The following is a 23,887-nucleotide window of genomic DNA, read 5'->3' as shown; positions in this document are numbered from 1 at the left end:
CGATTCGTCTCAGTCACCCACTTGAGCCCCACCGGGTCGCGTAACCGCTGCGCGGCCCCCTCGGTGTGCGTGCCGACACTTTCCCCGCCGACTGTTCCCTGATCGGCAAGCGACCGCTTAGTATGCGGGGAGCCCGGTCAGACCCCGGTCGGACCCCGGTATGACGACGCAGTCCCGTGGAGGCCCCCCATGCAGGCTTGGCAAGTGCACGAGAACGGTGAGCCGAGCGAGGTGATGCGCCTCGCGGACGTGGCGCAGCCCGTGCCCGGCGACGGCCAGGTCCTGCTGAAGGTGCGCGCCGCGAACATCAACTTCCCCGACGTGCTGATGTGCCGCGGCCACTACCAGGTCCGCCCGCCGCTGCCCTTCACCCCGGGCGTGGAGATCTGCGGCGAGACCGAGGACGGCCGGCGCGTGATCGCCAACCCCGCGCTGCCGTACGGCGGTTTCGCCGAGTACGCCGTCGCGGACGCCGCCGCTCTGCTGTCCGCGCCGGACTCGCTGGACGACGCCGAGGCCGCCGCGCTGCACATCGGCTACCAGACGGGCTGGTTCGGTCTGCACCGGCGGGCCCGCCTGGAGGCCGGGGAGACGCTGCTCGTCCACGCTGCCGCAGGAGGGGTCGGCAGCGCGGCCGTGCAGCTCGGCAAGGCGGCCGGGGCCACCGTCATCGGGGTCGTCGGCGGTGCCGACAAGGCTGCCGTGGCCCGGGAGCTCGGGTGTGACGTGGTCGTGGACCGGCGGAGCGAGGACGTCGTCGCCGCCGTGAAGGAGGCCACCGGCGGCCGGGGCGCGGACGTGATCTACGACCCCGTGGGCGGCGAGGCCTACACGCAGTCGACCAAGGTCGTCGCCTTCGAGGGGCGGATCGTGGTCGTCGGCTTCGCCAGTGGCGCCATCCCGAGCCCCGGCCTCAACCACGCCCTGGTGAAGAACTACGCGATCCTCGGCCTGCACTGGGGCCTGTACAACACCAAGAACCCGAAGCTGGTCCAGCACTGCCACGAGCAGCTCACCGAACTGGCCGCCCGCGGCGCGATCAAGCCGCTGATCAGCGAGCGGGTGCCGCTGGCCGGGGCCGCGGACGCCGTGCAGCGCCTCGGCGACGGGGTGACCACGGGCCGGATCGCCGTCGTACCCACGGGAGCACAGGCATGACCGACGCAGCCGAACTCCAGCGCCGCACCGCCGAGTTGCTGGAAGCGCACCCGCCCGCGAGCACGGACCGGCTCGACTTCCTCAAGGCCCGCTTCGACGCGGGGCTCGCCTGGGTGCACTACCCGGAAGGCCTCGGCGGACTGAACGCGCCCCGTTCCCTCCAGGTCGTCGTGGACGCCGAGCTGGAGGCCGCGGGCGCCCCCGACAACGACCCGCGGCGCAACGGCATCGGCCTCGGCATGGCCGCGCCGACGATCCTCAAGTACGGCACCGAGGAGCAGAAGCAGCGCTATCTGCGGCCGCTGTGGGTGGGGGAGGAGGTCTGGTGCCAGCTGTTCAGCGAGCCCGGCGCCGGGTCCGACCTCGCCGCGCTCGGTACGCGGGCCGTGCGGGAGGGCGACTCCTGGGTGGTCAACGGGCAGAAGGTGTGGACGTCCGGCGCCCACAACTCCCGCTGGGCCATCCTCATCGCCCGCACCGACCCGGACGTGCCCAAGCACGCGGGCATCACCTACTTCATCTGCGACATGACCGACCCCGGCGTGGACGTCCGCCCGCTGCGGCAGATCACCGGTGAGGCAGAGTTCAACGAGGTCTTCCTCACCGACGTCCGCATCCCCGACTCCCGCAGGCTCGGCGAGATCGGCGACGGCTGGCGGGTCGCGCAGACCACGCTGAACAACGAGCGCGTCGCCATCGGCGGCATGCGCCTGCCCCGCGAGGGCGGCATGATCGGCCCGGTCTCGAAGACCTGGCGCGAGCGCCCCGAACTGCGCACCCAGGACCTGCACCAGCGCCTGCTGAAGCTCTGGGTCGACTCCGAGGTCGCCCGCCTCACCGCCGAACGCCTGCGCCAGCAGCTCGTCGCCGGACAGCCAGGACCCGAGGGCGCCGGGATGAAGCTCGCCTTCGCCCGCCTCAACCAGGAGATCAGCGGCCTGGAGGTCGAACTCCGGGGCGAAGAGGGCCTGTTGTACGACGACTGGACCATGCGCCGCCCGGAGCTCGTCGACTTCACCGGCCGGGACGCCGGTTACCGCTACCTGCGCTCCAAGGGCAACAGCATCGAGGGCGGGACCAGCGAGGTCCTGCTGAACATCGTCGCCGAGCGCGTCCTGGGCCTCCCGGCCGAGCCGCGCACCGACAAGGACGTCGCGTGGAAGGACCTGTCCCGATGAGCGCACAGCCCGACCTGCTGTACTCGGAGGAGGAAGAGGCGCTCCGGGCCGCCGTACGGGACCTGCTCGCCGACCACTGCGACGCGCCCGGCGTGATCGCCCGCACCGAGTCCGACACCCCGCACGACCTCGCGGCCTGGAAGGCCCTCGCGGACGGCATGGGCCTCGCGGGACTCCTGGTCCCCGAGGACAAGGGCGGCCAGGGCGCCTCGCACCGCGAAGCCGCCGTCGTCCTGGAGGAGTTGGGCCGCGCGGTCGCCCCTCTGCCCTACCTCACCAGCGCGGTCGTCGCCACCGAGGCCCTGCTCGCCTGCGCCGCCGACGACCTCCTCGCCGAGCTCGCGTCCGGGCGGAGGATCGGCGCCCTCGCCGTCGCCCTGAACATCGCTCCGGGCGGCGCCTACAAGGTCGTACGCCACGAAGGCGGTGCCCTGCACGGGGAGTTGACGGCGATCGCGGACGCCGCGGCAGCCGATGTGCTGCTGATCCCGGCGGACGACGGCGGGCTGTACGCGGTGGACGCCTCCGCCGTGACCGTCACCCCGCAGACCGCCTTCGACCTGACCCGGCCGCTCGCGACCGTCACCCTCGACGGGACCCCGGGCCGCCTGCTGGGCGACGCCGAAGTCGCCGTGCACCGCGCCCTGCGGGCCGGGGCCGGACTGCTGGCCTCCGAGCAACTCGGCCTCGCCGACTGGACGTTGACCGAAACCGTGCGCTACCTCAAGGAGCGCAAGCAGTTCAACCGGCCCGTCGGCGGCTTCCAGGCGCTCAAGCACCGGCTCGCCCAGCTGTGGCTGGAGGTCGTCAACCTCCGCGCCGCCGCACGGAACGCGGCCGACGCGCTCGCCACCGGCGAGGACACCGACGTGGCGGTCGCCGTCGCGCAGGCCTACGCGGCGTCCGTCGCCGTGCACGCCGCCGAGGAGGCGCTCCAGCTGCACGCCGGGATCGGCATGACGTGGGAGCACCCCATCCACCTGTACCTCAAGCGGGCCAAGTCCGACTCGATCGCCTACGGCTCGGCGGGCGCGCACCGCGCCAGGTTGGCCGAACTCGTCGACCTCCAGGCCCCCTGAGCGTCACCCGGTGAACGCCGGTGAAGCCCGCCCCACCTGGGGCGGGCTTTTCCGTGCCCCTGCGCGGACGGAGTGAACGGGTGGCGGCGGTCCGGCCAACTCCTGGCACGTACAGGTTCATTGGGGGCCCAAGGGCCCCATACTCCCTGTGGTTCCGACCCGCCCCACAGGGAGGCAGAACATGGCCCTCATCACCCGTCGCAGAGCCCTCACCACCCTCGGCGCCGCGGTCGCGGCGACGCTCGCCCCGCCCGCCGGCAGCGCGTGGGCCGACAGCCACCAGCACCGCCCCCGCCCGTTGTGGCGCGCCCACGCCCACAACGACTACGAGCACCCGCGCCCCCTCCTCGACGCCCTCGACCACCGTTTCGGCAGCGTCGAGGCCGACATCTTCCTCGTCGGCGGCCAACTCCTCATCGGCCACACCGTGGACGACCTCGACCCGGCGCGCACCCTGGAGTCCCTCTACCTCGACCCGCTGGCCAGGATCGTCAAGGCCAACCATGGTTCCGTGTACCGCGGTCACCGTCGCCCCCTCCAACTCCTCGTCGACATCAAGACCGAGGGCTCCTCGACCTACCTGGAACTCGACCGCCATCTGCGGCGCTACAAGCACCTGTTCACCACGTACGTGCACGGCAGGGTCGTTCCCGGGCCGGTCACCGCTGTGATCTCGGGCGACCGCGCCGCCCGCGTCCCGATGGAGGCCCAGCGGGTCCGCCGGGCCTTCTACGACGGCCGCCTCGCCGACCTCGGCACCTCGGCACCGGCCTCCCTCATCCCGCTGATCAGTGACAACTGGACGCTCAACTTCACCTGGCTCGGCGAGGGCGTCTTCCCCGACGCCGAGCGGCAGAAGCTCCGGAGCATCGTCCAGCAGGCCCATGGGCGCGGGCAGAAGGTGCGGTTCTGGGCCACCCCGGACCTTGCCGGGCCCGCACGGGACGCGCTGTGGACCGAACTCCTCGCCGCCGGCGTCGACTACTTCAACACCGACGACCTGGCGGGCCTGGAGGCCTTCCTGGACGCCCACCGGTAGTCCGCCGGTCGGCGGACGTCAACACCACTCGTTCAGAGGACACTTCAGCCGCACGGACGAACCCTCCGCTACGCCACACTTGCGGCCGTACGCCGCGAAACGGACCTGGCGGTGTGGCGGAGGAGGCTGTCCATGGTGATTTCCCTTTCGGTACTGGTGCTGCTGCTGATCCTGGCGGTGGTCTTCCTGCGCAGCGGCGGGCTCAAGGTCTCGCACGCGCTGGTGTGCGCGCTGCTCGGCTTCTACCTCGCGAGCACGAGCATCGCGCCCACCATCCACAGCGGCATGACGGCGACGGCCGACATCGTCAGCAGTCTGCGGCCCTGAGATCAGCCCTGAGATCAGCTCCTGGGCTCAGCTTCTGGGCTCAGCCCGTGGAGAAGACCCCGATGCCGTTCGGTACGGGCCGCTCGGCGCCGCCCGAGGGGTGGTTGAGAGCGGCCACGGAACCGGTTCCCGGCAGGCGGGCGGCCATGGTCGTGGAACCGCCGCCGTCCAGACTGAAGGCGTCGGCCGACCCCAACCTCCGCATGGTGTCCGCGACTTCGGCGATCGTCAGCCCGGTGCGATAGGCGGGAGCGCCGTCCAGCGCGAGGAGATACAGCCGCCTACCGCCGTCCGCGATGCCCACGGCCGTGCGCACGGCCGACACCGTGCCGTCGAGGCCGGGCAGCGCACGGCCGTCGTCGAGCACCGGATAGCCGCCGAGCGCGAAGCGGTACGGGATCCGCGCCGAGGCCGCGACCAGCCGGTGCCGCACCGTCACGGCCGCTCCGAGCGAGAGCTTCCGCAACTGCTGGGCGCCCGCCTCCCGGCCCACGAGGACGGTCGTGCCGTCGGCGATCGGCCCGCTGCCCGGGGTGTCGGCCGCGGCGACGACCTGCCCGTCGCGGACCGTCACCTCGTAGGTGTCCGTGCTGCACGGGGCCGCCCGGTCGGTGTCCGTCCCGCAGGTCGCCCGCACCCGGGACACGCTGCCCCAGTCCGAGGTGAACGCCCCGACCGAACCGACAGGCAGCGCGTACTGGTTCAGCCCGCCCAGCGGCAGTCGCCCCACGGGCGTGCGCACCGACCCGTCCAGCGCCAGGTCGTCGACGCGGGCCCGCCGGTCGGTGCCCACCCCGAACACGTTCGTCGTGCTCGTGCCGGGCGGCAGCGCGGGCCCGAAGCGCTGGCCGTCCGGCACCGCCGCCTTGAGGGCGCGGCCCCGGGCGATCGCCGGGCCCACACTCGCGCCGGTGGCCTCGACGCCGGGGTGCTGGGTCTCCGTGATGTTGAAGAAGTCGCCGTTCACCCCCGCGAGGGCGCCCTGCGCGCCGGCCAGCCGGGACACCGTGGCCCGCGCGGCCACCGCCCCCGGGTACAGCAGGCCCACCCGCACCCGTGGATCGCGCAGGTCCACGCGGATCACATGGGCGTGCGCCGGCCCCGCGGTCGCGTGGATGTCGAACTGCTCGTACCGCACGCCTGCGGCGAGCCGCGTCCACTGCGGCGCGGCGCCCGCCGGTGCCGCCCCCACCAGGGCGGTGCCGGCCAGCGTGCCGAGTGCCGCGAGTAACGTCAGTACCGATCTGCCTGCGCCGAAACGTCTTTGACGGTGCGTCACAGCTCTCCCCTGAGGTCTCGTCAACTGTCCCAGAACTCAGGGGAAGTGCACCAGACGACGACGACCCGCGGGGCTACTCGGCACCGACCACACGCGAACGGATGAGGAAACGCACTCCCTCGGGTGCCTCCAGGGAGAATCCGCTGCCCCGCCCCTCGACCACGTCGACGATCAGCCGGGTGTGGGCCCACACCTCGTACTGGCTCCTCGACATCCAGAAGGTCACCGGTTCCCCGACCCCCGGCACGTCCAGTTCGGCGAGCAGCACGTCCGAGCCGCCGGTCCTGAACTCGCCCTCCGGGTAGCACATCGGGGCGCTGCCGTCACAGCAGCCACCGGACTGATGGAACATCAGCGGCCCGTGCGCCTCACGCAACCGGCGCAGCAGCCCGGCGGCCGCGGGGGTGAGCTCGACGCGCGGCTCCTCGTCGTACACGGCACGTGCGGAATCCTCGTCCATGGCCGTCGAGTGCAGCACGGGGAAGGTTGCGAGGGGGTTGCAGGGCTGGGGCCGGGGCTGTGTGCAGCATGGCGAGCTCGGCGAGGCAGTCCCCGCCCAGAGCTGTCGCGAGCGCGATATCCAGCAGGACCTTGCCCGGGTCGGTCGTGCACCGTCCGCGGCTTGCGCCACGGCGCCATGGCCGCCGATACACGGTGTCCGGACCCACCTTGCGGACCGTCGCGACGAGCAGCACGGCCGGGGAGAGTGCTTTGTGGGGGCTGGACACGACTCGCCCCGCCCCCGGCGGCTGTCAGAACATCGTGTTGTCGTTGGCGGCGGTCTCGGGCACGGCCTGTTCGGAGCTCCAGTGCTCGACGATCCTGGCATCGCGGACCCGGAAGAGGTCGATGACCGACCGGCCACGCTCGCCCGGCGTGTCGACGTAGTGGCTGTGCACGGCGACCAGGTCGCCTTCGGCGATGACGCGTTTCGGTGTGACACTCGACTGCGGGAACTTGTCGAAGTAGCTGCCCAGGTCCGCCTTGAGGCCGGCCGCGCCGTCGGAGATGTTCGGGCTGTGTTCGTGGTAGTCGGCGCCGACGTAGGCGTCGATGGCGGTCAGGTCCTTGCGGACCAGCAGCTGGTCGACGAACGCGGTGACCAGTTCCTTGTGGTAGGCGGTGAACCAGCGCTGCCCGACCGCGTCGGTCCGCGGCTCGCTGAGCGTGGCGAACATGTCGTTGCCGCCGGCCGTGGTGGCGGGCACTTCCTGAATGACGTCCCAGTGCTCGGCGATCTTGCCGTCCTGGAAGCGGAACAGGTCGAACACGGCCAGACCCTCGGTGCCCGGCACCATGACGTAGCGGGAGTGCAGCAGCACCAGATCGCCGTCGGTGATGACCCGTCGGGGCTCGAAGGCGGCCTGCGGGAACTGCTGTCGCATGGCGCCGCTGAAGTACTTGAGGGCGTCGGCTCCGTCGGGCGCCAGGGGGTTGTGCTGGATGTAGGAATCGGGCCGCACGACCCGATCGACGATGGCCGTGTCGCCGAGGACGAACACGTCATGCAGCAGTTGGCTGGCAAGTTGTGCCTTGCTGTCTCGGACGGTCAGCACGATCTTGCCGGTGGTGCGGCCGGTCTCGCCGAGCGTGTGCGCCTTCGCGGCCTCGGCGAGCGGGAAGGTGGCGTCGACGTGGGCGCGCAGTGCGCCGGTCTCGACGAGGGCGGCGATGGCCTGCATGCCGGCGTGGTCGGCCTCGACCAGCAGCGACTCGTAGCGGATCCCCCGCTCGGCGATCGCCGCCAGTTCGCCGGCGTCGACGGGTACCGGAAGGATCGAGACGAGGGTGCCGCCCGGGCGCAGCACGGCCACGGATCGGGCGCGGGCGGCGGAGTCACGGGAGATCGGGTCGAGGACCACGTCGATGTCGCTGAGCACCTCGGTGAAGTCGACGCTGTGATAGTCGATGACCTCGTCGGCACCGAGGGATCGCAGGAAGTCGTGTTTGGCGGCGCTGGCGGTGCCGATCACGTACGCGCCGCGGTCCTTGGCGATCTGCACGGCGAGGTGACCGACGCCGCCGGCCGCCGCGTGGATCAGGACTCGCTGCCCGGCCCGGACGCCGGCGGTGTCGACCAGTGCCTGGTAGGCGGTCAGCGCGGCCAGCGGCAGCGCACCCGCCTGGACGTGGTCGATGCCGGCGGGCTTGTGCGTGAAGACGCGGGCCGGCCCGGTCACGTACTCGGCGTGCGAGCCGACTCCGCCCGGGTAGGGCAGCATGCCGAAGACCTCGTCGCCGGGCTTGAACAGGGTGACGCCCACGCCGACGGCCTCGACGACGCCGGAGACGTCCCAGCCGAGCACCAGCGGCAGCCGGGCGATGGTCGCGGACTGGGCACGGTTCCCCCAGTCGGTCGGGTTGACCCCGGCCGCGTGGACGGCGACCAGGATCTCGCTCACCCCTGGCGCCGGTTTGGGCAGCAGGGTCTCCTGCAGCACGTCGGGGGCGCCGTAGGTGTCCTGGCTGATGGCTCGCATGGTCTCGGTGTCCGTCATGGGCCCAGCCTGGCCGCCGTCACAGGCCCCTACAATGGCGTGATCGCCAATTTTCGACGGGATCCTGCCGTGATCAAGGTGCACCGCGTCGTTGTCCTCGCCTCGCACGGGGTGTACCCGTTCGACCTGGGAATTCCCCACCGCGTCTTCGGCGCCGCGGACGGCCGCTACGAGGTCGTGACCTGCACCATCGACGGTCACCCGGTGCGCACCAACGCGGACTTCTCCATCACCGTCGATCATGGCCCGGAGGCGTTGCGCACCGCCGACACCGTCATCATCGCGCCGTTCCACACCGGCAACCCCCGCCGCCAGACGTCGGTCGACCTGGCGCAAGTCCTCGCGTACGTGGCCCCCGGCACCCGGATCGTGTCGACCTGCACCGGCGCCTTCGTGCTGGCCGCGGCGGGGCTGCTCGACGGGCACCGGGCCACCACGCACTGGCACGCCACGGGCCTCTTCCGGGAGTGGTACCCGCAGGTGGAACTCGACCCGAACGTCCTGTACGTCGACGAAGGCGACGTGCTGACCTCGGCCGGTGCCGCTGCCGGCATCGATGTCTGCCTGCACCTTGTCCGCAAGGACCACGGCAGCGAGATCGCCAACCGTGTGGCCCGCACCTGCGTCGTCCCCCCGTGGCGCGAGGGAGGCCAGGCGCAGTACATCGAACAGCCGGTCCCCGACGCAACGGCGAACGACACGTCCGCCGCCCGGCAGTGGGCGCTGCAGAACCTGCACAAGCCGCTGACCCTGAGCGACCTTGCCGAGCAGTCGAACATGAGCCAGCGCACCTTCGGCCGCCGCTTCAAAGAAGAAGTCGGCTTGAGCCCCGGACGCTGGCTCATCCAGCAACGCGTCGACCGGGCCCGGCAGTTGCTGGAAACCACCGACCTGCCGGTCGACGAGATCGCCGGCCAGGTCGGCTTCGCCGGCGGCACCTCGCTGCGCGAACACCTGCACGCCGCGATCGGCGTCACACCACTGGCCTACCGGCGGACCTTCCGAGGCGCACCGGCAACGAGCCGTGCCGCCGCGGCGGATGCTCGGCGGGACGGTCACGCACGTGGCCCTCACTGTTGAATTGGCGTGCCCGCCCCGATCCAGATCGGCAAGAGGTGGGTGGTGGAGCGGACCAACTCGTGGATGAACGGCCTCGCCGGCCCCGACCTGGTCGAGCGCATAGGCGCGGGCGCACCCCTGAACACCCCTGACCCCGCGACCTTCTGCGGCGGCGGCGCGGCCGGCTACACCGACTACCCCACCCACACCGCCGGCCGTGTGCCGGTGATGACTTTGCCCGGGTCGTGCACCGTCCGCGGCTTGCGCCACGGCGCCATGGCCGCCGATATCGCGGTGTCCCGACCCACCTTGCGGACCGTCGCGACGAGCAGCACGGCCCCGGCCTGTGTGCTTCTTCCCGTACAGCCAACAGGACCCTGGGCAAGTCCCGTCGTTGCAGGCTAGTGGCCCACGTACGGCGTGAAATGCGCCGGCGTGTGGTCGATCGGCAGCTCCGGGCGCCAGGCGGTCAGGCCCTGGGCGCTGCACACGAACAGGTTCTCCGGGAGCCGGTCCAGGGCGAACCAGCGCCAGTCGCCGACGCGTTCGCCGGGCTGGTCGCGGGGCTCACCCCGCCAGGCGGTGACGCGGGAGGCGACCGTCACCCGGACCACGCCGTCGACATGGTCGAGAAGCGTGCCCAGCAGCCGCACGTCCGCCGGGCGGGCCTGGATCCCGGTCTCCTCGCGCAGTTCGCGCACGACGGTCTCCTCCAGAGACTCACCGGGCTCCACCGTGCCGCCGGGCAGCTCCCAGGTGCCGCGCCGGTGCCGGCCGAGAAGCAGGCCCTGGGGACCGTAGAGGATGGCGCCGACGCCGATCGCCGCGTGCGGGACCGGAGCGCGGCTGCCGCGCGGGCGGGAGGAGACCCGGACCGGCCGGGTCACCCGGAAGAGGCGGTACGAGGCGAGGTTTCCCTCCTCCGGCGTGTCGAGGACGTCGACGCCCTCGACCCGCAGCCCCTGCTCACCGAGCAGGTCCGTCCAGAGCTCCGGGGTCAGCACCCACATCCGCACGGTCACCTCGCCTCCCCCGGCGAGCCGCAGGATCTCCGGCCGGGACTCGACGGCCGACGAGGGGCCGTCGCCGCGCGAGTTGGTGTGCAGCACGGTGAAGCACAGCGTCCCGCCGGGGCGGAGCGCCGTGGCGAGGGCGGGCAGCAGCAGACGGGGGTCGATGTAGGGCACCGCGTTGACGGAGTAGATGACGTCGTACGGTTGCGCCGTGCCGAGGTGTTCGACGGCGTCGGCCCCGATCAGGCGCAGGCCGGGCAGGGAGTCGTAGCGGGCGCGCGCCCGTTCGAGCTGGGTGGGGGAGGAGTCGACCGCGTCCACCGAGGCGCCGTGGGCGCGGGCTAGGTGCGCCGCGTGCCGGGCGGTGCCGCAGCCGAGGTCCAGCACCCGCCGCCCGGCGAGTCCGCCGAGGATCTCGGCGCCGGGGCCGGTGTCCCGCAGGCCCCAGTCGAACCGCTCCAGCTCGGGCAGTACTGTGCCGCGCCGCAGATGGTGGTCGCCGTAGGTGTGCCAGGCCTCGGCGTTGACGTGGTCGGGGTCGAGGGGTCGCGTGGTCAACGTGCCTCCCAGGTGCGGTGGTCCAGGCTCGGAACCCTATGTGAGCGCGGGCAGCTGCGAGTTGCCGAGGGCACCGGCCCATTTCCGTCACCCGTCTTGACGTGTACTTGACGGAGTGGCTCTATGGGAGCGCTCCCATGCTCCTTCCGACTGCCCCACCCACCCCCTGGAGCCGCAGTGAGAAGAACGAGAAAGAGCCCCTTGACCACCCTCCTGGCCCGGCTGGCCGCCCTCGTGGGGCTGGTGCTGCTCGGCGTCCTCTGTCCCGGCACGGCCCAGGCCGCCCAGGAGCCCGCCACCCAGCAGTCCGCCACCCAGGCCGCCGGCCTGCACATCAGCAACGGGCGCCTGGTCGAGGGCAACGGCAACGACTTCGTGATGCGCGGCGTCAACCACGCCCACACCTGGTACCCGAACCAACTCGGCTCGCTGGCCGACATCAAGGCGCAGGGCGCCAACACCGTCCGGGTGGTCCTCGCCGACGGCCACCGCTGGACCGCCAACACCGCCTCGGATGTCGCCAACGTGATCGCGCAGTGCAAGGCCAACCGGCTCATCTGCGTCCTGGAGGTGCACGACACCACCGGATACGGCGAGGACAGCGCGGCCGGCACCCTCGACCAGGCCGCCGACTACTGGATCGGCCTGAAGAGCGTCCTCGCCGGCCAGGAGGACTACATCATCATCAACATCGGCAACGAGCCCTGGGGCAACACCGACCCGGCCGGCTGGACCGCTCCGACCATCGCGGCGATCCAGAAGCTGCGGAACGCCGGCTTCCAGCACACGATCATGGTTGACGCACCCAACTGGGGCCAGGACTGGCAGCAGGTCATGCGGACCAACGCCCAGTCCGTGTACGCCGCCGACACCACCGGCAACCTGATCTTCTCGATCCACATGTACAGCGTCTTCGACACCGCGGCCGAGGTCACCGACTATCTGAACGCGTTCGTGAACGCCAAACTGCCCATCCTGATAGGGGAGTTCGGCGGCCCCGCCGACCAGTGGGGCGATCCGGACGAGGACACCATGATGGCCACCGCCGAGCAGCTCGGCATCGGCTATCTGGCCTGGTCCTGGAGCGGCAACACCGACCCGATCCTCGACCTGGTCCTCAACTTCGACCCGGCGCAGATGACGTCGTGGGGCAAGCGGATCTTCAACGGCGCCAACGGCATCGCCCAGACTGCCAAGGAGGCCACGGTCTTCGGCGGCGGCTCCACCGACACCCAGGCCCCGACCGCTCCCGGTACCCCCACCGCGTCCGCGGTGACGGCGACCTCCGCCCGCCTGTCCTGGACGGCGTCCACTGACAACGTTGGCGTCGCCGGATACGACGTCGTCCGCGTCAGCGGCGGCACCGAGACCAAGGCCGCGTCCGCCACCGCCAATTCGGTGACGGTGACCGGCCTGACCGCGAGCACGGCGTACTCCTTCGCCGTCTACGCCCGGGACGCCGCCGGCAATCGCTCGGCCCGCTCGGCGACGGTGAACGTCACCACCCCCGCCGCCCCCGCCGGGACCTGCTCGGTGGGCTACCGCGTGGTCGGCGAGTGGCAGGGCGGCTTCCAGGGCGAGATCGCCATCCGCAACACCGGCACCGCCGCGGTCAGCGGCTGGAAGCTGGGCTTCTCCTTCGCCGACGGCCAGACCGTGTCCACCATGTGGGGCGGCACCGCCGCACAGAGCGGTGGGTCCGTGACCGTCACTCCGGCCTCGTACACCAACACCATTCCCGCCGGAGGCTCGGTCACCGTCGGCTTCATCGGCAGCAAGGGCGCGACGAACACCGCGCCCGGCGCTTTCACTCTCAACGGAGCGGCCTGCGTGAACGGTTGATGACTTCGCGGTATCAGGTCAACTGTCCCGGACCCTTGACTCGGAACGTGCTCAGTCGCGATCCTCGACGCATCTATTGCGCCGGTCATGACAATTCCAAGGGCAGTCAAAACGCCCTCGGTCGACGGCGCCCCCGCCGACCGAGGGACGTGGGCCATGGCCGGACGCACCTGCCGCAGACGCAAGAACATCACCGTCACCTCCCTGCTCCTCCTGGTGCTGGCAGTGATCCTCGGCCCCACCCAGAGTTCGGCGGCCACCGACTGGTGGACACCGACGGCCAGGCCCGCCCCCGACGCCCAGGTCAACGTGACGGGCGCCCCCTTCACCGGCACCAACTCCGCGGGCGAGGTGCGGGGGTTCATCGACGCCCACAACCACCTCTTCTCCAACGAGGCCTTCGGCGGTCGGCTGATCTGCGGCAAGGTGTACTCCGAGTCCGGAGTCGCCGACGCGCTCAAGGACTGCCCCGAGCACTACCCCGACGGCAGCCTCGCGCTCTTCGACTACATCACCCACGGCGGCGACGGCAAGCACGACCCGGTCGGCTGGCCGACCTTCAAGGACTGGCCGGCGTACGACTCGATGACCCACCAGGCCAACTACTACGCCTGGGTGGAGCGGGCCTGGCGCGGCGGCCAGCGGGTGCTCGTCAACGACCTCGTCACCAACGGGATGATCTGCTCCGTCTACCCGTTCAAGGACCGCAGTTGTGACGAGATGACCTCGATCCGCCTCCAGGCGAAGATGACGTACGACCTCCAGGCGTTCATCGACAAGATGTACGGCGGCACCGGCAAGGGCTGGTTCCGGATCGTCACCGACAGCGCGCAGGCCCGACAGGTCATCCAGCAGGGCAAGTTGGCCGTCGTCCTCGGCGTCGAGACCTCCGAGCCGTTCGGCTGCAAGCAGATCCTCGACATCGGGCAGTGCAGCAAGGCGGACATCGACAAGGGGCTCGACGAACTGTACGGCCTCGGCGTGCGCTCGATGTTCCTGTGCCACAAGTTCGACAACGCCCTGTGCGGTGTCCGCTTCGACGAGGGCGGCCTCGGAACCGCCATCAACGTCGGGCAGTTCCTGTCCACCGGCACCTTCTGGAAGACCGAGACCTGCAAGGGCCCGCAGCACGACAACCCCATCGGCACGGCGGCCTCCGCGGCCGAGGCGGACCTGCCGGACGGCGTCGAGGTCCCGTCGTACGACAAGGCCGCGCAGTGCAACGTCCGCGGGCTCACCGATCTCGGCGAGTACGCCGTGCGCGGCATGATGAAACGCAAGATGATGCTCGAGATCGACCACATGAGCGTCAAGGCCACCGGCCAGGCCCTCGACATCTTCGAGGCCGCGAACTACCCGGGCGTGCTGTCCTCGCACAGCTGGATGGACCTCAACTGGACCGAGCGCGTCTACTCGTTGGGCGGTTTCGTCGCCCAGTACATGCACGGCTCCGAAGGGTTCGCCGCGGAGGCGAAGCGCACCGACGCGCTGCGCGACAAGTACCACGTCGGCTACGGCTACGGCACCGACTTCAACGGCATCGGCGACCATCCCGCCCCGCGCGGGGCGGACGCCGCGAACAAGGTGACGTACCCCTTCAAGAGCGTCGACGGCGGCTCGGTCATCGACAAGCAGACGTCCGGGCAGCGCACCTTCGACTTCAACACCGACGGGGCCGCCCATGTCGGCATGATCCCGGACTGGATCGAGGACATCCGGCTCGTCGGCGGTCAGGGTGTGGTCGACGACCTCTTCCGGGGCGCCGAGTCCTACCTCGACACCTGGGGCGCCTCCGAGCAGCACCAGGCGTCGGTCGACCTCGCCGACGGGCGGACGGCGACGGCCAGTTCGTCGGAGTCCAACCCGTTCACCAGCTACCAGCCGGGGCGGGCCGTGGACGGCGACGACTCCAGCCGCTGGGCGAGCGACTGGAGCGACGACCAGTGGTGGCAGGTGGACCTGGGCTCCACCAACCTGGTCTCCAAGGTCACGCTCGACTGGGAGCGGGCGTACGGGAAGTCGTACCGGATAGAGCTGTCGACGGACGGCACCAACTGGACGACCGCCTGGTCGACGACCGTGGGGGACGGCGGGCTCGACACGGCCAAGTTCACCGGCACACCGGCCCGTTACGTCCGGGTCCACGGTCTTGCCCGCGGCACCGACTGGGGATACTCGCTCTACCAGGTGGGCGTCCACAGCGGCTGACGCACTCGACAGCGGGAGACACGGGAGACATGGGAGACGTATGGCACGCATGCCGTCGGCCGAACGGCGCAGACAGCTGACGGAAGCAGCCATCAGGGCGATGGCCCGGGACGGCGTCGCGAAGACGACGACCCGGTCCATCGCCGCCGAGGCGGGTGTCTCCCTCAGCGTCTTCCACTACTGCTTCGACTCCAAGCAGGCCCTGATCGAGGCCGTGATCACCACGCTCACCGACCACTCGGTGAGCGTGGTCCAGGAGGCGCTGCGTCCCAAGGACACCCTGGAGGAGACCGTCGCCGCCGGTTTCCGGGCGTACTGGGACCATGTCCGCGCCCATCCCGAGGCGCACATGCTCACCTACGAGCTCACCCAGTACGCCCTGCGCGAGCCCGGCTTCGAGCATCTGGCCAGACGCCAGTACGAGCTGTACGGCGAGGCGTACGCCGAGCTCATCGAGCAGCTCCGCAAGGACATGGAGCTGGATCTGAGGGTCCCCGTGCCGGTCCTGGCCCGCTATCTCGCGGCCATGACCGACGGGCTCACCCTGAACTACCTCGTCCTCGGCGACGCGGCCGCGTGGGGGGACATCCTCGACACGGTCACGGCGCACATCGCGGGGCTGGTGCGCTGAGACCGGTCAGGATGGTCAGGATTCGAGAAGCGCGGTCCTGGGGCCGTGGCTAGCGTGACGGACATGGACATCCGGATTCGGGCGAGCTTCCTCCCGCACCACGACCCGGAGGCCTCCCTGGCCTTCTACCGGGACGTGCTGGGCTTCGAGGTGCGCGGTGACGTGGGCCGCGGCAGGATGCGGTGGATCACCGTCGGCCCCGCGGGCCGGACCGGTGTCTCGGTCGTGCTGCGCCCGGTGGGCGACGACCCCGAGCTCCTGCTCGCCACCCCCGGCCTCGACGCCGTCTTCGAGCGGCTCCAGGCCCGCGCCGAGGTGATCCAGGAGCCGATCGAGCAGCCGTACGGCGTCAAGGACTGCGCCTTCCTCGACCCCGCGGGCAACATGATCCGCGTCCAGGAGCTGCGCTGAGGCGTGTGCGTCGCCATAGTGTGCGAAGTTGTCGAAACGGGAGGACGAAAGATCATGAGCCAGGCCACTCCGGGCGACCGGCACGCCGCTGACAGCCACGACCTGATCCGCGTGCACGGCGCGCGCGAGAACAATCTCAAGGACGTCAGCATCGAGATCCCGAAGCGCCGGCTCACGGTCTTCACCGGAGTCTCCGGCTCCGGCAAGAGCTCACTGGTGTTCGACACCATCGCCGCCGAGTCGCAGCGGCTGATCAACGAGACCTACAGCGCCTTCGTGCAGGGCTTCATGCCGACGCTGGCCCGGCCCGAGGTCGACGTCCTCGACGGCCTGACCACCGCGATCACCGTCGACCAGCAGCGCCTCGGCGGCGACCCGCGCTCCACCGTCGGCACCGTCACCGACACCAACGCGATGCTCCGCATCCTCTTCAGCAGACTCGGCACCCCGCACATCGGCTCGCCCAAGGCGTTCTCCTTCAACGTCGCCTCCATCAGCGGGGCCGGCGCGGTGACCATGGAGCGCGGCGGACAGACCGTGAAGGAGCGCCGCAGCTTCAGCATCGTCGGCGGCATGTGCCCGCGCTGCGAGGGCCGGGGCACGGTCAACGACATCGACCTCACCCAGCTCTACGACGACTCCAAGTCGCTCGCCGAGGGCGCCATGACCATCCCCGGCTACAAGGCCGGCGGCTGGAACTACCGCCTCTACAGCGAGTCCGGCTTCTTCGACGCGGACAAGCCGATCCGGAGGTTCACCAAGCGCGAGCTCCAGGACTTCCTGTACCGCGAGCCGACCAGGATGAAGATCGCGGGCATCAACATGACCTACGAGGGTCTCGTCCCGCGGATCCAGAAGTCGATGCTCGCCAAGGACCGCGAGTCGATGCAGCCGCACATCCGGGAGTTCGTGGACCGCGCGATCACCTTCATGGTCTGCCCCGAGTGCGAGGGCACCCGGCTGAGCGAGGGCGCCCGGTCCTCGAAGGTGAAGGGGATCAGCATTGCCGACGCCTGCGCGATGCAGATCAGCGACCTGGCCGAGTGGGTCCGCGCGCTGGACGAGCCGTCGGTCGGGCCGCTGCTGACGGCGCTGGGGGAGACCCTCGACTCCTTCGTGGAGATCGGCCTCGGCTATCTGTCGCTGGACCGGCCCTCGGGCACGCTGTCCGGCGGTGAGGCGCAGCGGACGAAGATGATCCGGCACCTCGGCTCCTCCCTCACCGATGTCACCTACGTCTTCGACGAGCCGACGATCGGACTGCACCCCCATGACATCCAGCGCATGAACAACCTGCTGCTGCGCCTGCGGGACAAGGGCAACACGGTGCTCGTCGTGGAGCACAAGCTGGAGACGATCGTGATCGCCGACCATGTCGTCGACCTCGGCCCGGGTGCCGGTACGGCGGGCGGCTCGGTCTGCTTCGAGGGCACCGTGGAGGGGCTGCGGACCAGCGGCACGGTCACCGGGCGCCACTTCGACGACCGGGCCGGCCTCAAGGACACGGTCCGCAAGGCGACCGGGGCGCTGGAGATCCGCGGCGCGAACACGCACAACCTCCAGGACGTCGACGTCGACATCCCGCTCGGGGTGCTGACCGTGATCACCGGGGTCGCCGGGTCCGGCAAGAGCTCACTGGTGCACGGGTCGATCCCGGTCACGGAAGGGGTCGTATCCGTCGACCAGGGTGCCATCCGCGGCTCCAGGCGCAGCAACCCGGCGACGTACACCGGACTGCTCGAACCGATCCGCAAGGCGTTCGCGAAGGCCAACGGGGTGAAGCCGGCGCTGTTCAGCGCCAACTCCGAGGGCGCGTGCCCCACCTGCAACGGCGCCGGGGTCGTCTACATGGACCTCGCGATGATGGCCGGGGTCGCCACGACCTGCGAGGAGTGCGAGGGGAAGCGGTTCCAGGCCTCGGTCCTCGAGTACCACCTCGGCGGCCGGGACATCAGCGAGGTGCTCGCGATGCCGGTGACCGAGGCGGAGGAGTTCTTCAGCAGCGGTGAGGCGCGTACGCCGGCCGCGCACAAGATCCTGGAGCGCCTCTCGGACGTCGGGCTCGGCTACCTCACCCTCGGCCAGCCGCTCACCACGCTGTCCGGCGGTGAGCGGCAGCGGCTGAAGCTGGCGACCCACATGGGGGAGAAGGGCGGGGTGTACATCCTCGACGAGCCGACCACCGGTCTGCACCTCGCCGATGTCGAGCAACTCCTGGGTCTGCTCGACCGGTTGGTGGATTCCGGCAAGTCGGTCATCGTCGTCGAGCACCACCAGGCGGTCATGGCACACGCCGACTGGATCATCGACCTCGGCCCGGGCGCGGGCCACGACGGCGGGCGGATCGTCTTCGAGGGGACTCCGGCGGAGCTCGTCGCCGCGGGGGGCACGCTCACGGCGGAGCATCTGAAGGCCTACGTGGGGGAGTGACAGAAAGCCGCGGGGTGCCGGGCCCCGCGGTGGGCGGTCGAGGCCGTACGGCGTGATGCCGTACGGCCTCCGAGTGCCACCCGGCCGGATCCGACCTCTTGACCCATGGCTCACCCTCCTCGATGCTCGGTTGCGCATAGTGCTGCGTGTATCGGATGAAGCAACCCCCGTCTGTCGGAGGAGTGACCCATGGCTCATGAGGTTCGTGCTGTCGTCGCCCGGTCGAAGGGTGCCCCGGTCTCCGTCGAGACGATCGTGGTGCCCGACCCCGGACCCGGCGAGGCGCTGGTGAAGGTCGAGGCGTGCGGGGTCTGCCACACCGATCTCCACTACCGGGAGGGCGGGATCAACGACGACTTCCCCTTTCTCCTGGGGCACGAGGCGGCCGGCCGCGTCGAAGCCGTCGGAGAGGGCGTCACCGGCGTCGAGCCGGGCGACTTCGTCATCCTCAACTGGCGTGCGGTCTGCGGTAAGTGCCGGGCGTGCAGCAAGGGCAAGCCCTGGTACTGCTTCGACACCCACAACGCGACACAGGCGATGACCCTGCTCGACGGCACCCCGCTCGCGCCCGCCCTCGGTATCGGCGCCTTCGCCGAGAAGACCCTGGTCGCCGCGGGTCAGTGCACCAAGGTGGACCCGGCGGCCCCGGCGACCGCCGCGGGACTGCTCGGCTGCGGGGTGATGGCGGGCTTCGGCGCGGCCGTGAACACCGGTGCCGTCGGCCGCGGGGACTCCGTCGCCGTCATCGGCTGCGGTGGCGTCGGCATGGCGGCCGTCGCGGGGGCGCGGCTCGCCGGCGCCACCAAGGTCATCGCCGTCGACGTCGACCCGCGCAAGCTGGAGCGGGCCACGGGGATGGGGGCCACCCACACCGTCGACTCGCGCGAGAACGACCCCGTCGAGGCGATCCGCGAGCTGACCGGCGGCTTCGGCGCCGACGTCGTCATCGAGGCGGTCGGCCGCCCCGAGACGTACCGGCAGGCCTTCTACGCCCGCGACCTCGCCGGCACCGTCGTGCTCGTCGGGGTGCCGACTCCGGAGATGAAGCTGGAACTGCCGCTGCTCGATGTCTTCGGACGGGGTGGCGCCCTGAAGTCCAGCTGGTACGGCGACTGTCTGCCCTCGCGTGACTTCCCGGCCCTCGTCGACCTCTATCTGGGCGGCCGTTTCGACCTGGACGCCTTCGTCTCCGAGACCATCGGCCTCGGGGACGTGGAGAAGGCGTTCGAGAAGATGCACCGCGGTGAGGTGCTGCGCTCGGTGGTGGTCCTGTGAGCGAGCGTACGGTGTTGTCCATCGCGCACGCCGTTGCATGTGAAGCAACAAGCAATCCCGTCTGTGTCCGCCTTCTGGACTCCTTGACAAGGGTTTGTCGGCGCCCTCAAACTGACGTTGCGTTCAACGCAATCCGTTTCGCTATACGCACCGAGGTGTCATGATGATTCCCGCGTGCCGTCTCGTGGACCTCCCCCGAGGCGAGGCCTACCGGCTCGACATCGATCCGCCTGTCTCGGTGTTCCACACCGACGACGGCGAGGTCTTCGCCATCGACGACACCTGCACCCATCAGGACGCCTCGCTCGCCGACGGCTGGCTGGAGGGCTGCGAGGTCGAATGCCCGCTGCACGCCTCGAAGTTCGACCTGCGCACCGGTGCCGTCGATGCCCCGCCGGCCAAGCGCCCGGTCCGCACCCACGAGGTCCACGTCGAGGACGGCATGATCTACGTCCGGCTGTCCCTTGACGCGCCCAACCTGCCGCCCTGCGTCGCGGCCAGGCTCGCCGGCGGACCCGCGTGAGGACGGTCGCCGTGGTCGGCGCCTCGCTCGCCGGACTGTCGGCGGCGCGCTCGCTGCGGAAGCAGGGCTACGACGGGCGGCTCGTCGTGATCGGGGACGAAATCCACCGCCCGTACGACCGGCCCCCGTTGTCCAAGGAGTTCCTGGCCGGCTCCCTGGCCGAGGCCGACCTCGCGCTGGAGTCGGACGACGAGGACCTGCGGGCCGAGTGGCTGCTCGGCGTCCGCGCCGTCGGCCTCGACGGCCCGCAGCGCGCCGTACGGCTCGCCGACGGCAGCGAGGTACGGGCGGACGGCGTCGTCATCGCGACCGGCGCCGCCGCCCGGACCCTGCCCGGCACGGCCGGCCTGGCCGGGGTGCACACCCTGCGCACCCTGGACGACGCCCGCGCCCTGCGCGACGAACTCGCCCTCGGGGGACGGCTGGTGGTGATCGGCGGCGGCTTCATCGGCGCCGAGGTCGCCTCCACCGCGTACGCCCTCGGACTCGACGTGACCGTCGTGGAAGCGGCCCCCACCCCGCTGGCCGGACCGCTCGGCGAGACCATGGGCGGGATCGTCTCCGCCCTCCACGCGGACCACGGGGTACGGCTGCTGTGCGGGGTCGGCGTCAAGGGACTGCGCGGCGAGGGCCGGGTCGACACCGTCCTGCTGGAGGACGGCCGCGGCATCCCCGCCGACATCGTGGTCGTCGGGGTCGGCGCCCGCCCGTGCGTCGAGTGGCTCGCGGGCTCCGGCATCCAACTCGCCGACGGCGTCACCTGCGGCGCCGACGGCCGCACCGGCCTGCCCGGCGTGGTCGCGGTCGGGGACTGCGCCTCCTGGTACGACCCGCGTGCCGGCCTGCACCGCCGCGTCGAGCACTGGACCGGCGCCCGGGAGCGGCCCGACGCGGCCGTGACCGCGCTGCTGGCGGGCGGCGCGGTGGAACCGGCCATGCCGAGGCCGCCGTACTTCTGGTCGGACCAGTACGGCGTGAAGATCCAGTTCGCCGGTCACGCGGCCGCCGCCGACAGCGTGACGATCGAGGAAGGCGCCCGGGACGACCGCAACGTCCTGGCGGTCTACCGGCGTTCCGGGCACCCGGTCGCCGTGCTCGGCATGAACCAGCCGCGGCTGTTCACGCGCTGGCGCAAGCAACTCGCCGCGGCGGCCTGACAGCACTCGCCCGCAGCCCGCCCACGCGGCCGGACAACACCGCCGCCGGCACCCCGTTCCGAACGCCGTCCGCTCTTCCCGGCGTGCCTCACCGGTACACGAAGGCGTGCATCACCGGTCCCCGACGTTCCCCGAGGAGTGCACTGTGACCTCGACCAGCCTGCCCGACAGCCTGATCTCCACCCTCCCCGGCGCCGCCTACACGGATCCCGGGACCTTCGCCCAGGAGCAGGAGCGCATCTTCGAAGCGATGTGGTTCTGCGCCGTCCGCGCCTCCGACCTGCCCAAACCCGGTGCCTTCAAGACCGTGCAGGTGGGCCGCGAGAGCATCCTGATCACGCGTGCGCGGGACAACTCGGTGCGCGCCTACTTCAACGTCTGCCGGCACCGCGGTGCCAAGCTGTGCACGGAGGAGTCGGGGGAGGTGAAGCGGGCGTTCCAATGCCCGTACCACGCCTGGACGTACGACCTGACCGGCAAGCTCGTCGCCGCGCCCAACCTGACCAAGATGCCGGACGTGGGCCGCACCGAGTACGGCCTGGCGGGCGTGGCCGTGCGCGAGTGGCTGGGCTATGTGTGGGTGTGCCTGGCCGAGGACCCGCCGCCCTTCGACGAGGTCGTCCAGGACGTGATCACCCGCCTCGGCGACACCGAGTCGATCGAGCGCTACGACATCGGCGGGCTGGAGGTCGGCCGGCGGATCGTCTATGACGTGAAGGCCAACTGGAAGCTGATCGTCGAGAACTTCATGGAGTGCTACCACTGCGCGACGATCCACCCCGAACTCACCGAGGTGCTCCCGGAGTTCGCCGACGGATACGCGGCCCAGTACTACGTGGGGCACGGCGCGGAGTTCGGGGAGGACATCAAGGGCTTCACCGTCGACGGCTCGGAGGGCCTGGACCGCATCCCGGGGGTCTCCGCGGACCAGGACCGGCGCTACTACGCGATCACCGTGCGGCCGCAGGTGTTCGTCAACCTCGTGCCCGACCATGTGATCTTCCACCGGATGTACCCGCTCGCCGCGGACCGCACCGTCGTGGAGTGCGACTGGCTGTACCTGCCGCACGTCGTGGAGTCCGGCAAGGATGTCAGCCGGTCCGTGGAGCTCTTCGACCGGGTCAACCGGCAGGACTTCGACGCGTGCGAGCGCACCCAGCCCGGGATGAGCTCACGGCTGTACGCCAAGGGCGGTGTGCTGGTGCCCAGCGAGCACCACATCGGCGAGTTCCACGACTGGGTCCAGGCCCGGCTGGGGACCGGTGCCGGGCCGGGGGCTCAGCCCAGGTAGCCCATGCGGTGGCTGATCTCCTCGGCGCCCTTGACCAGGACCGGGGCGAGCTCGTGCAGGCGCTCCTCGGAGAGCCGGTACGCGGGCCCCGAGGCGCTGAGCGCGGCGATGACCTCCCCGTCCCGGTCGCGCACCGGCGCCGCCATCGCGTGCAGACCCAGCTCCAGCTCCTCCAGGGCCCAGGCGTAACCCCGCTCCCGGGCCTCGGCGAGGTTCTTCTCCAGCTTGGTCTTCGCGGTGATGGTGCGCGGGGTGACCTTCTTCAGGCCGGTCTCCGTCAGCAGCGTGGCGCGCTCCTTGGCGGGCAGGTGGGCCAGCAGGATCTTGCCGCTCGACGTGGCGTGCAGCGGGGTCAGCTGGCCGACCCAGTTCTGCGCGGTGACGGCACCCGGGCCGCGCACCTGGTAGAGGTTGACCGCGTAGCGCTCCTGCATCACCGCGAGGTTCACGGTCTCGCCGAGCTCCTCGGCCAGGTCCTCGCAGACCGGCCGGCTCTGCTGGGTGATGTCGATGCGTCCGGTGACCGCGCCGGCCAGGCGCACGATGCCGAAACCGAGCCGGTACTTGCCGCGCTCGCCCGCCTGCTCCACCAGGCCGCGCGCCTCCAGGGCGCCGAGCAGCCGGAACGCCGTGGACTTGTGAACGTCGATCTCCGCCGCCACCTCGCTGACGCCGGCCTCGCCGCGCTGGGCCAGGATCTCCATCACGTGAATGGCCCGGTCGACGGACTGCACCCCACCGTTCGACGACCCTGTCGTTTCGTTATCCGGGTTGTAGTTGCTCACAACGCAACTATACGGGGGGTAAACAACAAGGGCGTGAGTCTGTTTCGCAGACCTTGCGCATGTGTCGTGGAAGTTGCGCGCTTCGCAACCTGGTGCGTATCGCGCTACCCGTACTAGCATGCCGCGCATATCGACGGCGCGAGCGA

19 protein-coding genes and 4 pseudogenes are annotated in these 23,887 nt (G+C 70.8%); 15 read left to right on the top strand and 8 right to left on the bottom strand.

The window, feature by feature from the left end:
* Positions 1-189 precede the first annotated feature (189 nt).
* The 5 genes from ACFYZ8_RS18665 (at position 190) to ACFYZ8_RS18645 (ending at position 4,781) form a co-directional block, all read left to right on the top strand.
* Positions 190-1,158 carry an NADPH:quinone oxidoreductase family protein gene (locus ACFYZ8_RS18665; protein ID WP_388529858.1) on the top strand — a complete coding sequence of 323 codons (969 nt, stop codon included), beginning with the start codon at positions 190-192 and terminating at the stop codon, positions 1,156-1,158.
* Positions 1,155-2,336: an acyl-CoA dehydrogenase family protein gene (locus ACFYZ8_RS18660; RefSeq protein ID WP_359032073.1), complete on the top strand. Its 1,182-nt coding sequence runs from the start codon at positions 1,155-1,157 to the stop codon at positions 2,334-2,336. The genes ACFYZ8_RS18665 and ACFYZ8_RS18660 overlap by 4 nt, the downstream gene beginning before the upstream one ends.
* The gene (locus tag ACFYZ8_RS18655) at positions 2,333-3,415 is read left to right on the top strand and encodes an acyl-CoA dehydrogenase family protein (protein WP_388529861.1); all 1,083 of its coding nucleotides are present in this window, start codon (positions 2,333-2,335) and stop codon (positions 3,413-3,415) included. The genes ACFYZ8_RS18660 and ACFYZ8_RS18655 overlap by 4 nt, the downstream gene beginning before the upstream one ends.
* A 181-nt stretch (positions 3,416-3,596) precedes the next feature.
* Positions 3,597-4,454, top strand: coding sequence for a phosphatidylinositol-specific phospholipase C/glycerophosphodiester phosphodiesterase family protein (locus ACFYZ8_RS18650; protein WP_388529864.1), 858 nt, complete (start codon positions 3,597-3,599; stop codon positions 4,452-4,454).
* Between the two features lie 132 nt (positions 4,455-4,586).
* On the top strand, positions 4,587-4,781 hold the full coding sequence (locus tag ACFYZ8_RS18645; protein WP_359032070.1) for a hypothetical protein: 195 nt from the start codon (positions 4,587-4,589) through the stop codon (positions 4,779-4,781).
* A 40-nt stretch (positions 4,782-4,821) separates the two neighbouring features.
* Here the strand turns inward: ACFYZ8_RS18645 and ACFYZ8_RS18640 are convergent, their stop codons facing one another.
* The 5 genes and pseudogenes from ACFYZ8_RS18640 to ACFYZ8_RS18620 all read right to left on the bottom strand — a co-directional run.
* A complete protein-coding gene (locus tag ACFYZ8_RS18640; protein WP_388529867.1) occupies positions 4,822-6,060 on the bottom strand; it encodes a phosphodiester glycosidase family protein in 1,239 nt (412 codons plus the stop codon).
* Between the two features lie 73 nt (positions 6,061-6,133).
* Positions 6,134-6,520 (bottom strand): DUF779 domain-containing protein, encoded by a 387-nt coding sequence (locus ACFYZ8_RS18635; RefSeq protein ID WP_359032068.1) that lies wholly within the window; start codon positions 6,518-6,520, stop codon positions 6,134-6,136.
* 49 nt (positions 6,521-6,569) lie between these two features.
* A pseudogene (locus tag ACFYZ8_RS18630) lies at positions 6,570-6,788 on the bottom strand (IS1380 family transposase); the annotation flags it as partial.
* 24 nt (positions 6,789-6,812) lie between these two features.
* Positions 6,813-7,571: pseudogene (locus tag ACFYZ8_RS18625) on the bottom strand (nuclear transport factor 2 family protein); the annotation flags it as partial.
* A 33-nt stretch (positions 7,572-7,604) separates the two neighbouring features.
* Positions 7,605-8,540, bottom strand: a pseudogene (locus ACFYZ8_RS18620) (NADP-dependent oxidoreductase); the annotation flags it as partial.
* An 87-nt stretch (positions 8,541-8,627) separates the two neighbouring features.
* Between ACFYZ8_RS18620 and ACFYZ8_RS18615 the strand changes: the two are divergent.
* Positions 8,628-9,638, top strand: a complete 1,011-nt coding sequence (locus ACFYZ8_RS18615; protein ID WP_388529870.1) for a GlxA family transcriptional regulator — start codon at positions 8,628-8,630, stop codon at positions 9,636-9,638.
* Positions 9,639-9,814: 176 nt separating this feature from the next.
* On the opposite strand, the pseudogene ACFYZ8_RS18610 reads toward ACFYZ8_RS18615, so the two are convergent.
* Positions 9,815-9,967, bottom strand: a pseudogene (locus tag ACFYZ8_RS18610) (IS1380 family transposase); the annotation flags it as partial.
* Between the two features lie 51 nt (positions 9,968-10,018).
* The gene (locus ACFYZ8_RS18605; RefSeq protein ID WP_388529873.1) at positions 10,019-11,188 is read right to left on the bottom strand and encodes an NUDIX domain-containing protein; all 1,170 of its coding nucleotides are present in this window, start codon (positions 11,186-11,188) and stop codon (positions 10,019-10,021) included.
* 177 nt (positions 11,189-11,365) lie between these two features.
* Here ACFYZ8_RS18605 and ACFYZ8_RS18600 point away from each other — a divergent pair, with 177 nt between their 5' ends.
* The 9 genes from ACFYZ8_RS18600 to ACFYZ8_RS18560 all read left to right on the top strand — a co-directional run bounded on the left by ACFYZ8_RS18600 (position 11,366) and on the right by ACFYZ8_RS18560 (position 22,956).
* Positions 11,366-13,030 carry a cellulase family glycosylhydrolase gene (locus ACFYZ8_RS18600; protein ID WP_388529876.1) on the top strand — a complete coding sequence of 555 codons (1,665 nt, stop codon included), beginning with the start codon at positions 11,366-11,368 and terminating at the stop codon, positions 13,028-13,030.
* Between the two features lie 156 nt (positions 13,031-13,186).
* Positions 13,187-15,238 carry a discoidin domain-containing protein gene (locus tag ACFYZ8_RS18595; protein WP_359032065.1) on the top strand — a complete coding sequence of 684 codons (2,052 nt, stop codon included), beginning with the start codon at positions 13,187-13,189 and terminating at the stop codon, positions 15,236-15,238.
* Positions 15,239-15,278: 40 nt separating this feature from the next.
* The gene (locus ACFYZ8_RS18590; RefSeq protein WP_388529879.1) at positions 15,279-15,869 is read left to right on the top strand and encodes a TetR/AcrR family transcriptional regulator; all 591 of its coding nucleotides are present in this window, start codon (positions 15,279-15,281) and stop codon (positions 15,867-15,869) included.
* A 63-nt stretch (positions 15,870-15,932) separates the two neighbouring features.
* On the top strand, positions 15,933-16,280 hold the full coding sequence (locus tag ACFYZ8_RS18585; RefSeq protein WP_388529882.1) for a VOC family protein: 348 nt from the start codon (positions 15,933-15,935) through the stop codon (positions 16,278-16,280).
* 54 nt (positions 16,281-16,334) lie between these two features.
* A complete protein-coding gene (locus ACFYZ8_RS18580) occupies positions 16,335-18,710 on the top strand; it encodes an ATP-binding cassette domain-containing protein (protein WP_388529885.1) in 2,376 nt (791 codons plus the stop codon).
* A 189-nt stretch (positions 18,711-18,899) separates the two neighbouring features.
* Complete coding sequence (locus ACFYZ8_RS18575) at positions 18,900-19,985, top strand: S-(hydroxymethyl)mycothiol dehydrogenase (RefSeq protein ID WP_359032061.1); 1,086 nt, start codon at positions 18,900-18,902, stop codon at positions 19,983-19,985.
* 160 nt (positions 19,986-20,145) lie between these two features.
* Positions 20,146-20,508, top strand: coding sequence for a bifunctional 3-phenylpropionate/cinnamic acid dioxygenase ferredoxin subunit (locus ACFYZ8_RS18570; protein ID WP_037710117.1), 363 nt, complete (start codon positions 20,146-20,148; stop codon positions 20,506-20,508).
* Positions 20,505-21,665: an NAD(P)/FAD-dependent oxidoreductase gene (locus ACFYZ8_RS18565; protein ID WP_388529890.1), complete on the top strand. Its 1,161-nt coding sequence runs from the start codon at positions 20,505-20,507 to the stop codon at positions 21,663-21,665. The genes ACFYZ8_RS18570 and ACFYZ8_RS18565 overlap by 4 nt, the downstream gene beginning before the upstream one ends.
* Positions 21,666-21,810: 145 nt before the next feature.
* Positions 21,811-22,956 carry an aromatic ring-hydroxylating dioxygenase subunit alpha gene (locus tag ACFYZ8_RS18560; protein ID WP_388529893.1) on the top strand — a complete coding sequence of 382 codons (1,146 nt, stop codon included), beginning with the start codon at positions 21,811-21,813 and terminating at the stop codon, positions 22,954-22,956.
* Here ACFYZ8_RS18560 and ACFYZ8_RS18555 read toward each other — a convergent pair.
* Positions 22,944-23,690 (bottom strand): IclR family transcriptional regulator, encoded by a 747-nt coding sequence (locus ACFYZ8_RS18555; protein WP_359032218.1) that lies wholly within the window; start codon positions 23,688-23,690, stop codon positions 22,944-22,946. The genes ACFYZ8_RS18560 and ACFYZ8_RS18555 overlap by 13 nt on opposite strands.
* Positions 23,691-23,887 lie beyond the last annotated feature (197 nt).

The organism is Streptomyces sp. NPDC001668 (assembly GCF_042893155.1).
Taxonomy (GTDB): Bacteria; Actinomycetota; Actinomycetes; order Streptomycetales; family Streptomycetaceae; genus Streptomyces.
Note: the sequence above shows the minus strand (reverse complement) of the source record. Positions and strands in the feature narration are given on the sequence as shown.